At 64.3% G+C, this 14,555-nt stretch carries 11 protein-coding genes; 1 reads left to right on the forward strand and 10 read right to left on the reverse strand.

The annotated features are described in order from the left end of the window. Positions 1 to 43 precede the first annotated feature (43 nt). Entirely contained in the window at positions 44 to 1,618 is a 1,575-nt protein-coding gene (gene purH, locus MB84_RS21380) for a bifunctional phosphoribosylaminoimidazolecarboxamide formyltransferase/IMP cyclohydrolase (RefSeq protein WP_046289811.1), read from the forward strand. 98 nt (positions 1,619 to 1,716) lie between these two features. On the opposite strand, the gene MB84_RS21385 is transcribed toward purH, so the two are convergent. The 10 genes from MB84_RS21385 to leuS form a co-directional block, all read right to left on the reverse strand. Then, complete coding sequence (locus tag MB84_RS21385) at positions 1,717 to 2,772, reverse strand: porin (RefSeq protein ID WP_046289812.1); 1,056 nt, start codon at positions 2,770 to 2,772, stop codon at positions 1,717 to 1,719. Between the two features lie 137 nt (positions 2,773 to 2,909). After that, complete coding sequence (locus MB84_RS21390; protein WP_046289813.1) at positions 2,910 to 3,941, reverse strand: XdhC family protein; 1,032 nt, start codon at positions 3,939 to 3,941, stop codon at positions 2,910 to 2,912. Further along, entirely contained in the window at positions 3,941 to 6,202 is a 2,262-nt protein-coding gene (locus MB84_RS21395; RefSeq protein ID WP_084010078.1) for a xanthine dehydrogenase family protein molybdopterin-binding subunit, read from the reverse strand. The genes MB84_RS21390 and MB84_RS21395 overlap by 1 nt, the downstream gene beginning before the upstream one ends. A 16-nt stretch (positions 6,203 to 6,218) precedes the next feature. Further along, positions 6,219 to 6,662 carry a (2Fe-2S)-binding protein gene (locus MB84_RS21400; protein WP_046289814.1) on the reverse strand — a complete coding sequence of 148 codons (444 nt, stop codon included), beginning with the start codon at positions 6,660 to 6,662 and terminating at the stop codon, positions 6,219 to 6,221. A gap of 257 nt (positions 6,663 to 6,919) precedes the next feature. Then, on the reverse strand, positions 6,920 to 7,861 hold the full coding sequence (locus tag MB84_RS21405; RefSeq protein ID WP_046289815.1) for an AraC family transcriptional regulator: 942 nt from the start codon (positions 7,859 to 7,861) through the stop codon (positions 6,920 to 6,922). 216 nt (positions 7,862 to 8,077) lie between these two features. Further along, entirely contained in the window at positions 8,078 to 8,713 is a 636-nt protein-coding gene (locus MB84_RS21410) for a HutD/Ves family protein (RefSeq protein WP_052652662.1), read from the reverse strand. 21 nt (positions 8,714 to 8,734) lie between these two features. After that, positions 8,735 to 10,003 (reverse strand): glutamate-5-semialdehyde dehydrogenase, encoded by a 1,269-nt coding sequence (locus tag MB84_RS21415; RefSeq protein ID WP_046289816.1) that lies wholly within the window; start codon positions 10,001 to 10,003, stop codon positions 8,735 to 8,737. A gap of 91 nt (positions 10,004 to 10,094) precedes the next feature. Beyond that, complete coding sequence (gene holA / locus MB84_RS21420) at positions 10,095 to 11,174, reverse strand: DNA polymerase III subunit delta (protein WP_046289817.1); 1,080 nt, start codon at positions 11,172 to 11,174, stop codon at positions 10,095 to 10,097. Positions 11,175 to 11,226: 52 nt separating this feature from the next. Next, positions 11,227 to 11,742 (reverse strand): LPS-assembly lipoprotein LptE, encoded by a 516-nt coding sequence (locus MB84_RS21425; RefSeq protein ID WP_169835034.1) that lies wholly within the window; start codon positions 11,740 to 11,742, stop codon positions 11,227 to 11,229. Positions 11,743 to 11,853: 111 nt separating this feature from the next. Beyond that, complete coding sequence (leuS, locus tag MB84_RS21430; protein WP_046293119.1) at positions 11,854 to 14,445, reverse strand: leucine--tRNA ligase; 2,592 nt, start codon at positions 14,443 to 14,445, stop codon at positions 11,854 to 11,856. Positions 14,446 to 14,555: the final 110 nt, after the last annotated feature.

The raw sequence follows: 14,555 nt of genomic DNA on the forward strand, positions 1-14,555 counted from the left end.
ACCTGTTTAACCGCTCGTTTTTGCCGCTTCACTACCGTCCGTCATGATCAAGCAAGCTCTCATTTCCGTCTCCGACAAGACCGGCATCGTCGACTTCGCCAAGTCGCTCGCCGCCCAAGGCGTGTCGATTCTCTCCACCGGCGGCACCGCCAAATTGCTGGCTGGCGCCGGTCTGAAAGTGACCGAAGTGGCCGACTACACCGGGTTCCCGGAAATGCTCGACGGGCGCGTGAAGACGCTGCATCCGAAGGTTCACGGCGGCATTCTGGCGCGTCGCGATCTGCCCGAGCACATGGCGGCTCTCGACACGCACGGCATTCCGACGATCGACCTGCTCGTCGTGAATCTGTACCCGTTCGTTCAGACCGTTGCCAAGGACGACTGCTCGCTCGAAGACGCCATCGAGAACATCGATATCGGCGGCCCGACCATGCTGCGCTCGGCCGCGAAGAACCATCGCGACGTCACGGTCATCGTCGACCCGGCCGACTACGCCGTGGTGCTCGACGAAATGAAGGCGAACGGCAACACCGTCGGTTACACCACGAACTTCCGTCTGGCGACCAAGGTGTTCGCTCACACCGCCCAGTACGACGGCGCGATCACGAACTATCTGACGAGCCTCGGCGAGTCGCTGCGTCACGACGAGCGCTCGGCCTACCCGGCGACGCTGAACCTCGCGTACACCAAGGTGCAGGACATGCGCTACGGCGAGAACCCGCACCAGAGCGCCGCGTTCTACCGCGACATCGTCACGCCGCAAGGCGCGCTGGCGAACTATCGTCAGTTGCAGGGCAAGGAACTGTCGTACAACAACATCGCCGACGCCGACGCTGCGTGGGAATGCGTGAAGACGTTCGAAGCCCCGGCTTGCGTCATCATCAAGCACGCGAACCCGTGCGGCGTGGCCGTGGCCGCGTCGCCCGCCGAAGCCTATGCCAAGGCATTCCAGACGGATCCGACGTCGGCCTTCGGCGGCATCATCGCCTTCAACCGCGAGGTCGACGAAGCGGCTGCGCAAGCCGTCGCCAAGCAATTCGTGGAAGTGCTGCTCGCGCCGTCGTTCACCGACGCTGCCAAGCAAGTGTTTGCCGCCAAGCAGAACGTGCGTCTGCTGGAAGTCCCGATGGCGAATGATGGAAACGGCGTGAACCAGTACGACTTCAAGCGCGTGGGCGGTGGTCTGCTCGTCCAGTCGACCGACGCGAAGAACGTGGCACCGCATGAACTGCGCGTGGTCACGAAGCGTCACCCGACGCCGAAGGAAATGGAAGACCTGCTGTTCGCATGGCGCGTGGCGAAGTACGTCAAGTCGAACGCCATCGTGTTCTGCGCCGGCGGCATGACGTTGGGCGTGGGTGCCGGTCAGATGAGCCGTGTGGACTCGGCCCGCATCGCCAGCATCAAGGCGCAAAACGCCGGTCTGTCGCTGAACGGTTCGGCCGTGGCGTCGGACGCCTTCTTCCCGTTCCGTGACGGCCTCGACGTGGTGGTCGATGCAGGCGCGACCTGCGTGATCCACCCGGGCGGCTCGATGCGCGACGACGAAGTCATCGCCGCGGCCGACGAACGCAACGTTGCCATGCTGATGACGGGCACGCGCCACTTCCGTCACTAAGCACCGCTCGCGATGCCCTCACCGGGCATCCATCGATGAGATCGATGAAAAATAGGACACCCCCGGGTGTCCTATTTTTTTGCACCGCAGTCGCCGGATCAGAAGTAATGCGACAGCCCCACCGCCACGCCGAGCTGATTGCTGCCCGGCACGATGCTCATGCCGTAACCGGCCACGCCCAGATTCGAGCCGTTCTGGTTACGCGAGAAGCCGACTTCGGCAAATAGCTGCGTGCGTTTGGACAGCAGATAAGCGGCATTCGCCGCCAGCAGATACGGATGCTGATTCGTCGACGTAATGTTGTTGTAGAAGATCGCACCCGAAAGAATCACCTCCGTCACCGGACGGTACTGCAACCCGGCGAAGTACAACTCGTTACGTGCAGCCACCCCCGGCACATTGCTCAGATACCACTGATAACCGACGTAGGGCTTGAAGTTGCCGATTGCGTAACTCGCACCAGCGGCCACGCGCTGGGTCGTCTTTCCCTGCGTCGCGATGGCCGTGCCCTGCTGCTGGTCGTACACGAGCGAGGCATTCAGCGGCCCGTTGGCGTAACCCACCGACACGCTGTATTCCTTGCCCACGCGCCACTCGCCCGCCACCTGCCCGCCGTTGGCGATGGTGGCGTCATAGCCCGTCGAAAACAACCCCGCGACCTTGAAACCGTTGAAGTTGCCTGCGTACTTGATCGAGTTGTCCGCCTTGCCCGCGAACTGCGCGTCGAGTGCGGGCAACGCATAGCTGTAATAGCCGAGCGGGTCGAGTTCGAGGAACGCGTCGTAAATCAGATTCTTCTGACGGCCAACGGTCAGCGCGCCCCATTCGTTCTGCAACCCCACGTAGGCCTGACGACCGAACATCCGCCCGCCCTGCTGTAACACGCCGTTGTTCAGGTTGAAACCGGACTCCAGTTGCATGATGGCCTTGAGGCCACCGCCGAGGTCTTCCGACCCCTTGAAGCCGAAGCGGTTCTGCACCTGTGATCCATTGCTCGCGCGCACGACCGATTGCTTGCTGCCGTTCGCGCCGACACCGGCGTTGCTGAGATATTCGACGCTGTTGTCGAGAATCCCGTAGATCTGCAACCCGTCCGCCTTGACGCCGCCTGCTGCGAGCGTCAGTGCCATTGCCATCCAAACCTTGCGTTTCATGACATTCCCTTATTTATATTGGACTACGAACTACACTTCGGCCATCTACTGCGGGTACGGCACGCCCTTACACCGCCATGCCGCCATGCCGGGCAAGCGCGCTTCGGGTCAATGCCATATCGGGGAGGATTGCGATGTCAGGCGGCGTGCATGGTCGGTGTTCTCCGCCTCGATGCCGCAAGTCCGGACGACGATGACGACACGTCGACACCCGCCCGGAGACCATTACGTAACGCCGTCATCTGCGCCAGAATCGCCAGCGCAATCTCGGGCGGCGTGCGCGAGCCGAGCGGCAAGCCGACAGGCCCATGCAATCGTTCGATTTGCGCGGTGCTCAGATCGAACATCGCCAGCCGCTCGCGGCGCGAGGCCTGATTGCGATGCGAGCCGATCGCACCGACATAGAACGCCTCGGACTTCAGCGCTTCGAGCAGCGCCATGTCGTCGAGTTTGGGATCGTGCGTGAGGGCCACGATCGCCGTATTTCCATCGGGACGCAGGCGCACGATGAGATCGTCCGGCATCTCCTTCGTGCGCGTGACGTGAGGAGACGTCTCGTGCGCGGCGTCGCGATGATCGTGAATGTCGCGCGGGTCGCAGATCACGATCTGGTAGCCCAGCGGCAACGCCATGTGCACGAGATGCTGCGTGAGTTGTCCGTCGCCGATCACGATGATTCGCCAGCGCGGCCCGAACGGGACCGACAGCCGCGTCGGCGTATAGGCGAACGCCGCCGGTTGACCGACGCCGCGCACGCGCGCCTGTCCGGTGCGCAGATCGAGTTCGCGAACTCCGAGACGTCCGGCCGCGATGGCCGAGCGCATCGCGTCGAGTGCGCTACGCGGCGTGACGCATTCGATGACGAGTTCCAGCGTGCCACCGCACGGCAGACCGAACCGGTGCGCTTCGTCGGCACTGAGGCCGTACGTCTGCACATGGGGACGCAATCCCGGACGAAAGCCTCGTGCGACCTTCGCGAGCAGATCGTCCTCGATGCAGCCGCCCGAGACCGATCCGGCGACGCGTCCGCGCGCGGTGAGCGCCATCATCGCGCCGACCGGCCGCGGTGCGGAGCCCCACGTGCGGGCGACGGTCGCGAGCAACACGTCGTCGCCCTGCGACTGCCAGCGCGCGATGGCGTCCAGCACCTCGGCATCGATCCCGTCCATTACCCTCGCCCCTTGCCGATATCGTCAATCGCGGCCGCCTGACGTAGCGCGCGCGCTTCGGTCACCGTTTGCGGCAACGGCATCGAACGCGGCCGCACGCCCGTCGCGCGACGAATCGCCTGTGCGACCGCCGGTGCCATCGGCGGCAGCGACACTTCGCCACAGCCCTGCGGCGGACGATCGCTCGGCAGAATCACCGTTTCGACTTTGGGCATCTCCACGAGATACAGCAGCGGGTAGTCGCCGAAGTTGCTCTGTTCGACGCCGCCGTTCGCAAACGTGATCTGACTCTTGAACGTGTTCGTCAACGCGAAGCCGATGCCGCCTTCGATGTTCGCGCGGATAAGGCTCGGATTGATCGCGCGACCGCAGCCGACGCCGCACACCACACGTTCGATCTTGAAGCGATCGCCCACGACACGCAGTTCCACCGCGACGGCGACGTACGTGGAGAACGCTGCGCCGCGTCCCGTGTAGGTGCAGTAGCCGAAGCCACGATGTACGCCCGCTTTCGCCTTCGTCCGCCATCCGGCTGCCTTCTCCGTCTCTTCGACGACACGCGTGGCGAGCGGATCGTGCTTCAGCAAACGCTTGCGATACTCAATCGACTCGATGCCCGCGGCGTCCGCCATCTCGTCGATGAAGCTCTCGAGAAAGAACACACTCGACGTCGAACCGACCGAGCGCATGAAGCTCACGGGAATGTTCGGTTGCGGCACGTCGATGCCCTCGACGCGCAGATTCGGTACGGCGTAGACCAGGTCGTAGAGGCCGTCGAGCATGGTCTCGTCGTAACCGGCCTTCTCGTAGTGATCCTTCTTGATGACGTTGTACATGGACTGCCCCGCCACACGCAGGTGCATGGCTTTGGGCAGACCGTCGTCACCGAGCACGGCCTGGAAGCGTCCCGATGCGCAGGGCCGGTAGAAGCCGTGACGGATATCGTCCTCACGCGAGCGGATCACTTTGACGGGGCGACCCACGGCCGCCGACGCGACAGCCGCATGAATCACGAAGTCGGGGACGTACTTGCGGCCAAAGCTGCCGCCGAGGAACGTCGTATGCACCGTGACCTTTTCAGGCGGCAGCTTGAAGATGCCGCCCAGCGCCCAGCGCACTTTGTCCTGCCCCTGAATCGGGCCCCACACTTCGATTTCGCCTTTGTCGCGGCGCACGTGCACGGTGGCATTCACCGGCTCCATCGTCGCGTGCACGATGTAGGGCGTGTGATATTCGCCCGTCACCACCTTGCCGCCCGCGACGATCAGTGCGGGCGCGTCGCCGATGTTCGTGGCGACACCCCCCTTCGCTTTGATCAGTGCTTCACGACGCTGCGCCATGATCGTCGTGCTGTCGGCGGCGGGACCGGCTTTCCATTCGACGTCGAGCGCATCGCAGGCTTTCTTCGCACGCCAGTAATCGTCGGCCACGACGATGACAGCGTCCTTCGCCAGCACCACGTCGTGCACGCCTTTGCGCGCCTTGATCTCATCGCGATTGCGCACCGACAGCGGCGTGCCGCCCGACGTCGGGGCCATGAGAATGGCGCCGATGAGCATGTCCGGCACCTTCACGTCGATGCCGAAGACGGCCGAGCCGTCGACCTTCGACGGCGTATCGAGACGAGGGACCGCGCGGCCGATCAGCGAATGCGCGGCCTCGTTCTTCAGGCGCGGATGCGGATTGAGGGGCAGCTTCGCGGCTTCCGCCACCAGTTCGCCATAGCCGAGCGAGCGGCCCGACTGCGGATGCATCACGCGTCCGTCACGCGTCACACAGTTGGTCGTGCGAACGCCGAACCGGCGGGCCGCCACGACCACAAGCGCCTCGCGCGCCTGCGCTCCGGCAATCCGCAGTCGCTCGTAGAACAGCGTCGCCGACATCGAAGCACCGACGAACTGCTGCAACGCTTCGTTCGCGGCGGCGGTGCGGTAAGCGTCGCGCGCGGTCACGAACTCGACACGCACGCGTCGCCAGTCTGCATCCAGTTCGTCCGCCAACACCTGCGGCAAACCGGTGTATACGCCCTGCCCGACTTCGCACTGCGAGAGGCCGAGCACAGTCGTGCCGTCGGCATCGATGCGAATCCAGTCGTTGATCTCGACGAGATGACCGTCAGCCGCGTCGGCTGCGCGCGCCTCGGGGCTCGTCAACCACGACGCTGAAATCGGGATCAGCAGGCTACCTGCGGCGAGCGACACGCCCTTGAGCCACTGGCGGCGCGACGAGGAAGCGAGTGCAGTGCGGGACGTGTCGTTCATGGTGGACGCCTTGCGCTCAGCGTTTTGCTGCGTCATGAATCGCCTCCCGGATACGGTGATAGGTCGCGCAACGGCAGAGGTTGGTCATCGCCTCGTCGATCTGCGCGTCGGTCGGATGCGGATGCTTGTCGAGCAGCGCTGCGGCCGCCATCACCATGCCGGACTGACAATAGCCACACTGCGGCACGTCTTTGGCGATCCACGCCTGCTGAATCGGATGCGAGCGCGCGGGCGACAACGCTTCGACGGTCGTGATGCGCTTGCCTGCGACGGCCGAGACCGGCAGCACGCACGTGCGCGTGGCCACGCCTTCGATATGCACGGTGCACGCGCCGCACGCCCCGATGCCGCATCCGTACTTCGTTCCGGTCAGCCCCGCAGCATCGCGGATGACCCACAGCAAAGGCGTGTCGTCCTCGCCGTCGAAGACGAAGGGCCGCCCGTTGAGTTGGAATTCCATTGACTCTCCCGTTGTGACTGCCGTGTGCGGCGATAAGGCGCGCAGCACCGGCAGATGGCGGATGAATTCTCACAACGAGGAAATTGCCGGACAACGGCCGCCCGGCCCGAAAAGGATGCCGTTCGTCCAGAGACGGGAAAACCCTTGGGCAGCGGTCGGTCACGGGCGGCGATCAGCCGCATGTGGACGTCATGCAGACCGCACGCAGACAGCGTCCGCGACGGGGGACATCAAAGAGCGGAAGGAACGACTGTGAATTAATGACCCGGTTCGCAGCTGCGAAGGTACTCGCGCGGCGGCAGGCCGTAGCAACGGCGAAAGGCGCGTGTGAAGGCCTTTTCCGAGGCGTAGCCGACAGCTTCCGCAACATCGGAGATCCGCGCGCTTGCGCCCGACAGACGCTCCGCCGCCAGGTACATGCGGTGGGCGGTGAGGTAGTTCATCGGCGATTCGCCGACGAGATCGCGAAAGCGCAGACAGAACTTCGAGCGCGACATGCCCGCGATGGCGGCGAGTCGCTCGACCGTCCAGGGGCGCTGCGGCGCTTCGTGCATGCATGCGATGGCGCGTCCCAGTTGCGGATCGGTCATGCCGCGCAGCCAGTGGGTGCTGGCGCTGCCACAGGCTTCGAGATACGCGCGCAGGATCTGCACGAACAAGACGTCGGCCAGCCGCGCGACGACCACGCGCCACCCCGCACCGCGCTGCATCGACGCTTCGATAAACCCCGCGATGGTGTTCGTGAGCAACGCGGGCACGGCCGCATCGCCTGCGCGAATGTGGATCAGGGGCGGCAGCGACGCCAGCAGCGGGTTGCGCACCCGGTCGCGGAACATCACCACGCCGGTGTAGAGATCGCTGACGGGGCCGTCCCCGCCCGCACGGAATGCCAGCGGCGTGTCCAGACGCGGCTCGATGCCCTGCGCCGACATCATCGCCTCGAAGACCACCGGCGGTTCGTCTGGCGATGAACACATGACGTGCTCGTGCCCGTGCGGCAACAGCACACAGTCGCCCGGCTCTACACGCACCGGCGCCATGCCCGCCACGATCAGATAAAACGATGCCCCCATCGCGATGCGAAACGGCGCACCGTCGAGCGCCGGTTTGCGCAACGACCACGGCGCGCCGAACGTGAAGCGGCCAGTGACGACCGCGTCCGCACGCACGTCGCTCAGCACGTCGCTTAGCGGGTCCATCGCGCCCTGCCTCGCGCAGGATGAGCGTCTTTTCGTTTCATGGGTGGAACTTCGGTTTATATATGAATTACAGCGAAGTATGCCGTTTTAACGCGCGGAAAAATATCGGGTTTGACCTGAGGGCGGTCGAGATGGGGGGGCGTACGGGGAGCGGGAAGCCGAAGTGGCCTGTGCGCTAGACGTTTCGACGCACAGGCGGTTGACGGTCAGCGACGGTCAGCGACGGGTCAGCGTCGTCAGGAAAATATCGGTCAACGGTGTGTCAGCGTGCAGTTCGCAGACGTGAACCCCGTCGAATCCTTCGATGGCGTCCGCCTCGTCGATACGAAGGGCGTGGCCTGCGCTGACGGTCGCCGTCCGGCCGTCGTGGAACGTCACACGCACCCGACCTTGGGCGCAGTAGAGGAACCCGAGCGCATCGGCTGCGGTCGGCACCGCCCACGTCAGCGCGTCGCCTTCGAGACGATGTTGGGTCAACGCGTGCTGCCAGCCGTCGCGTCGCGTCATGACGTTGAAGTCGTCGATGGGCACGCCGTCCGTCTCAAGCGCTGGCGTGCTGCTCACCGCGAGTTCTCCGCCGAAAGCATAGGGTGCCGTGCGTGTCGTCAACGTGACGTCCGGACGTCCTTCCACATTGAGCGTCAGCGTGCCGCCACGAACAATGGCGAGCGAACGGTCGATGCCCGCGAACACCGAGAACGGTCCCGGTACGGCGACCGTTGCGGTGCTGATACGCCAGTCGAAGCCGTCTTCGCCGGCGCGACGTGCTACCGCCAGTTCCGTCGTCACGCCCTGACCGTTCTTCCACGGCATCTTCAGAAAATCGGCCGGGCCGAGTGCTTGCAGTTTCATGCGTCTATGCCTTCGTCGCCATCATTGACGCACTTCGCCGTGCCCGAACACGACGTACTTCAGACTCGTCAGCCCTTCGAGACCGACGGGACCGCGCGCGTGCAGCTTGTCGTTCGAGATGCCGATCTCCGCCCCCAGCCCGAATTCGAAACCGTCGGCAAAACGCGTGCTGGCGTTGATCATCACGCTCGCCGAATCGACCTCGCGCAGGAACTGCATGGCGTCGGTGTAGTTCTCCGTCACAATGGCGTCGGTGTGGTGCGAGCCGTAACGGTTGATGTGGGCGATGGCAGACGCCATGCCGTCGACGATCTTGATCGCCAGGACCGGCGCGAGATACTCCGTCGACCAGTCTTCCTCCGTCGCCGCAATCGCGCCGCTCACACCGGCTGCGCTCAGTGCGGCGAGCGTACGTTCGCAACCGCGCAGCTCGACCTGCTTGCCCTGGAACATGCGGGCGATGGCAGGCAATTGATCGATGGCCAGCTGATCGACGAGCAACGTCTCCATCGTGTTGCACGTGCCGTAGCGATGCGTCTTGGCGTTCTCGCAGATCGCGAGTGCCTTGACCGGATCGGCGCGGCCGTCGACATAGACGTGGCAGATGCCGTCGAGGTGCTTGATCATCGGTACGCGCGCGTCCTGCATCAGGCGCGCGATCAGGCTCTTGCCGCCACGCGGCACAATCACGTCGACATACTCGGTCATGGTGATGAGTTCGCCCACGGCAGCGCGGTCCGGCGTGCTCACGACCTGGACGGCGTCGCCGGGCAGGCCCGTGGAAGCGAGCGCCTGCGCAATGAGCGCCGCCAGCGCCGTGTTGCTTTCGATAGCTTCCGAGCCGCCGCGCAGAATGGTGGCGTTGCCCGACTTGAGGCACAGCGCTGCGGCGTCGATGGTGACGTTCGGTCGCGACTCGTAAATGATGCCGATTACGCCCAGCGGCACGCGCATCTGACCGACCTGAATGCCGCTCGGTTGCACGCGCACGTTGCTGATTTCGCCGATGGGGTCGGACAGCCCGGCAATCTGGCGCAGGCCCTCGATCATCGTACGCAGCGCCTTGTCCGACAGCGTGAGACGGTCGATGAAGGCGGCGTCCTGACCATTGGCGCGCGCGCGCTCGAGGTCGCGACGGTTCACGTCCTGCAATGTCGCACCGTCGCGCTCGATGGCGTCGGCGATGGCAAGCAAGGCGCGGTTCTTGGCGGCAGTGTCGGCACGCGCCATGGCGCGCGATGCTTCGCGGGCGCGCTGGCCCAGCGATTGCATGTAGGCTTTGATGTCCATATCTTGGTTCTGAGAATTCGGGATATCGAGATGTCGGGGTGCCGGGCGCGGTGAGCGGCATGGCCGCCGTGACCGCACGCGTTGAGCGATTTCAGGCGTGTGCTGGGCGCGCGGCGCGAGTGGCGCGCGCCATCGGCGGTCGCTCGCCAGCGAGCAGCAGGCCGAGTTGCAACATGCCGTCCCACGGATCGCTCGGCAGACCGTCAGCGCGCAGGCCCTTGACCTGACGATCCAGACGCGCGGCCAGTTGCAGCGCTTGCGCGAGCATCGGTGCGGTGACGCGCCCCACGGCCTGCTCCATCAGCCGTTCGCGTGGGCCCCAGACGCGGTATTCGCGCAGCAGCATGGCCAGCGGTTTTCCCGACGCCATGCCACGCGTGATCTTGGCGAGCGTGCGCACCTCTTCGGTGAGCGCCCACAGCACGAGCGGCGCAGCCTCGCCTTCTCCGCGCAGCCCGTCGAGCATGCGCACCAGCCGCGCAACGTCGCCCGAGAGCACCGCTTCGCTGAGCTTGAAGACGTCGTAGCGTGCCACGTTGAGCACGGCATCCTGCACCTGTTCGAACGCGAGCGCGCCTGCCGGGTACAGCAAACCGAGCTTCTGAATTTCCTGATGCGCCGCGAGCAGATTGCCTTCGACGCGATCGGCGATGAATTGCAGGACACGTCGTCCCGGCTCACCGGCTTCGACCTTTTGCCCCTGTGCAGAAAGACGCTGCGCAATCCAGTCAGGCAAACGTGCACGATCGACCGGATCGACCTTGACCGTCACACCGGCCCGGTCGAGCGACGTGAACCAATCGGACTTGCTTGCCGTGGCGTCGAGCCGGGGCAGCGTAATGATGGTCAGCACATCGCTGTTGGCCGCGTCGGCGTGCGCCTTGAGCGCCGCCCCCCCGTCCTTGCCCGGCTTACCGCCGGGGATGCGCATTTCGATGAGCTTTTTGTCACCGAACAGCGACATCGACTGTCCTGCGTTGGCGAGCGCGCCCCAATCGAAGCTACGCTCGACGCTGAGTACGTCGCGCTCGGTATAGCCCCCGGCACGCGCCGCCGCACGCACGCGGTCCACCGCCTCCTGCACGAGCAGGCTCTCGTCGCCGTGGATCGTGTAGATCGGCGAGAGTGTTTTGGCGAGGTGCGCGTCGAGCGCGTCGGGGCGCAATTGCATGGCGGCGTTGTGGCTTTCCTGAATGGGCCTGAGCGATCCGGCGGTCCGGGACTTACTCTTCCGGCTTCACGTCCGGCATGGACTTCACCGCTTCCATGCGGCGGATGATCTGATCGACGGCGTCTTTTTGCATGTCGCGATTGAGCAGCGCCGCCTCGCTGTCGCGTGCGGTCGTCTCGTTATCGCTGTACGGCAGATTGCGCACCAGGCGAATCGTGTTGAGCGGAATGATCGGGCGCCCGTCAGGCGTCACCAGTTGGAACGTGTAGGCGCTGCGCATTTCGTACTCACGCGCCTGACCGTTCGCATCCAGACTGACCGCCATACGCGAGTTCGTGACGTTCACGATTTCCAGTCGAGCGTCTGCATCCGCAGGATTGGTCACAACGACCGTGCCCTTGCTGCCGTAGCGGATATAGCGTGAAATATCGACGCCCATCGACCCGCCGCCCGAAATGTACAGACGATGGAATGCGTACTCGCTCGCGCCACGCAGCTGGAAGCCGCACGCCGACAACGTCAGTGCGCAACCCAACAACGCGATCCAGCCGAAAACCCTGCGCGTCACACCGACGCCTCGTTGCCCGGATGTCATTTGCACGTGATGTGCCCTCTTCTCACCAAACGTCATCAACCGACTGGGGGCGGCAACCGCCACCCCCGCATTCTCTGATCGCGCTCAGACCACCACGTTCACCAGACGACCCGGCACGACGATCACCTTCTTCACCGGCTTGCCTTCGCCGAACCTGGCGGTCATCTCATGCGCGAGCGCGGCCTGTTCGATGGCTTCGCGCGAAGCGTCCTTCGCGACGCGCACCGCGCCACGTACCTTGCCCGCCACTTGCAGCACGAGTTCGATTTCGTCTTGCACCAGTGCGGCCTCGTCGACTTCCGGCCACGACGCGTCGAGCAGGTCGCCCGATTGCGCGGCATAGCCCAGTTCGACCCACAGACCGTGCGTGGCGTGCGGCACCACCGGATAAAGCACGCGCAGCAGAATGCCGTAGCACTCGCGCACCGCGCCGGCACCCGCTGCGCCCTTGTCGCTCTCAATCGCGTTGAGCATCTTCATCGCCGCCGACACCACCGTGTTGTACTGCACGCGCTGGTAATCGTAGTTGGCCTGCTTGAGCACGCTGTGAATCTCGAGACGCAGCGCCTGAGCGGCCGGGTTGGCCGTCTCGATGGCAGCATCCGTCTGACGCAGCAACGCGGCTTGCGACTGACCGAAGCCCCACAGACGACGCAGAAAGCGGCTCGCGCCTTCCACACCCGCGCCCGACCATTCGAGTTGCTGCTCCGGCGGAGCCGCGAACATCACGAACAGACGCGCCGTATCGGCCCCGTACTGGTCGATGAGCGACTGCGGATCCACACCGTTGTTCTTCGACTTCGACATCTTCTCGATGCCGCCGAGCGTGACGTCTGCGCCATCGGCCTTCGACGTGGCCCCCGCCGGACGACCCTTGTCGTCGAACTGCACCTGAACGTCGAGCGGGTTAAACCACGTCTTCTTGCCCGACGTGTCTTCGCGGTAGAAAGTCTCGTTGAGCACCATGCCCTGCGTGAGCAGATTCTGCGCCGGTTCCTTGAAGCTCACGAGGCCCAGATCGCGCATGACCTTGGTCCAGAAGCGCGAGTAGAGCAAGTGCAGAATCGCGTGCTCGATACCGCCGATGTACTGATCCATCGGCATCCAGTAATTGGTGCGCTCGTCGACCATGGTCTCGGCGTCCGGGCAGGCGTAGCGCGAGAAGTACCACGACGAATCCACGAACGTGTCCATCGTGTCCGTCTCACGACGCGCCGGCTTGCCGCACTTCGGGCAATCGCACTTGAGGAACGCTTCGGATTTGGCGAGCGGGTTGCCGGTGCCGTCCGGCACGAGGTCTTCCGGCAGCACCACCGGCAGGTCCTTTTCCGGGACCGGTACAGCACCGCAGGTGTCGCAGTGGATGATCGGGATCGGCGTGCCCCAGTAGCGCTGACGCGAGATGCCCCAGTCGCGCAGGCGGAACGTCACTTGCTTGTCGCCGACGCCCTTCGCCTTGAGGTCGACTGCGATGGCGTCGACGGCAGCCGCGAAGCTCAGACCGTCGTACTTGCCGCTATTGATCAGCGTGCCTTCCTTCTCGCCGTACCAGGCTTGCCAGGCGTCGGTCGAATACGTGTCGCCTTGCACGGCGACGACCTGCTTGATCGGCAAGTCGTACTTGCGGGCGAATGCGAAGTCGCGCTCGTCATGCGCCGGCACTCCCATCACAGCGCCTTCGCCGTAACCCATCAGCACGTAGTTGCCGATCCAGACTTCGACCTTGTCCCCGGTGAGCGGATGCGTGACGAAGAAGCCCGTCGCCATGCCCTTCTTTTCCATCGTGGCGATGTCGGCCTCGGCCACGCCACCCTGCTTGCACTCGGCGATGAATGCTTGCAAGTCGGGGCGATCGGCGGCCAGACGCGTTGCCAGCGGGTGCTCGGCCGCGATGGCGGCGAAGGTCACGCCCATGATCGTGTCCGCGCGCGTGGTGAACACGCGCAGCAGCTTTTGCTCGCCGTCGAGTTCGTACGGGAAACCGAAGTTCACGCCGAAGCTCTTGCCGATCCAGTTCTGTTGCATCACCTTCACGCGCTCGGGCCAGCCGAGGTCGTCCAGGTCGCCGAGCAGTTCGTCCGCGTACTCGGTGATGCGCATGTAATACATCGGAATTTCGCGCTTCTCGACGAGCGCGCCCGAACGCCAGCCACGGCCGTCGATCACCTGCTCGTTGGCGAGCACGGTCTGATCGATCGGATCCCAGTTCACGGTGCCCGTCTTCAGATAGACGACGCCCTTCTCCAGCATCTTGAGGAACAACCACTGGTTCCAGCGGTAATACTCTGGCTTGCAGGTGGCGACTTCGCGCGACCAGTCGATCGCGAGACCCATCGCCTGCATCTGCTTCTTCATGTAGTCGATGTTGTCGTACGTCCACTTGGCCGGCGGCACGCCGTTGGCCATGGCCGCGTTTTCCGCCGGCATGCCGAACGCATCCCAACCCATCGGCATCAGCACGTTATAGCCGCGCATGCGCATCTGACGGTACATCACGTCGTTGATGGTGTAGTTGCGCACATGCCCCATATGCAGCTTGCCCGACGGATACGGCAGCATCGAGACGCAATAGAATTTCTGTTTGTCCGCGCGCTCGGTGGTCTTGTAGGCATCGATCGCTTGCCAGTGAGACTGGGCGGAGGCTTCGACGTCGGCGGGAACGTATTTTTCTTGCATGATGGGTCGGCGGATAGGATTCGGCTCGGTGTCGGCCCGGCTGGCACGCGTCATCGGGGATGCGCGGTACGCAGGAAATATGGGGCAGATCCGGGGAAAACGATGATTAT

It is taken from the genome of Pandoraea oxalativorans, assembly GCF_000972785.3.
In the GTDB taxonomy this organism is placed as follows: Bacteria; Pseudomonadota; Gammaproteobacteria; order Burkholderiales; family Burkholderiaceae; genus Pandoraea; species Pandoraea oxalativorans.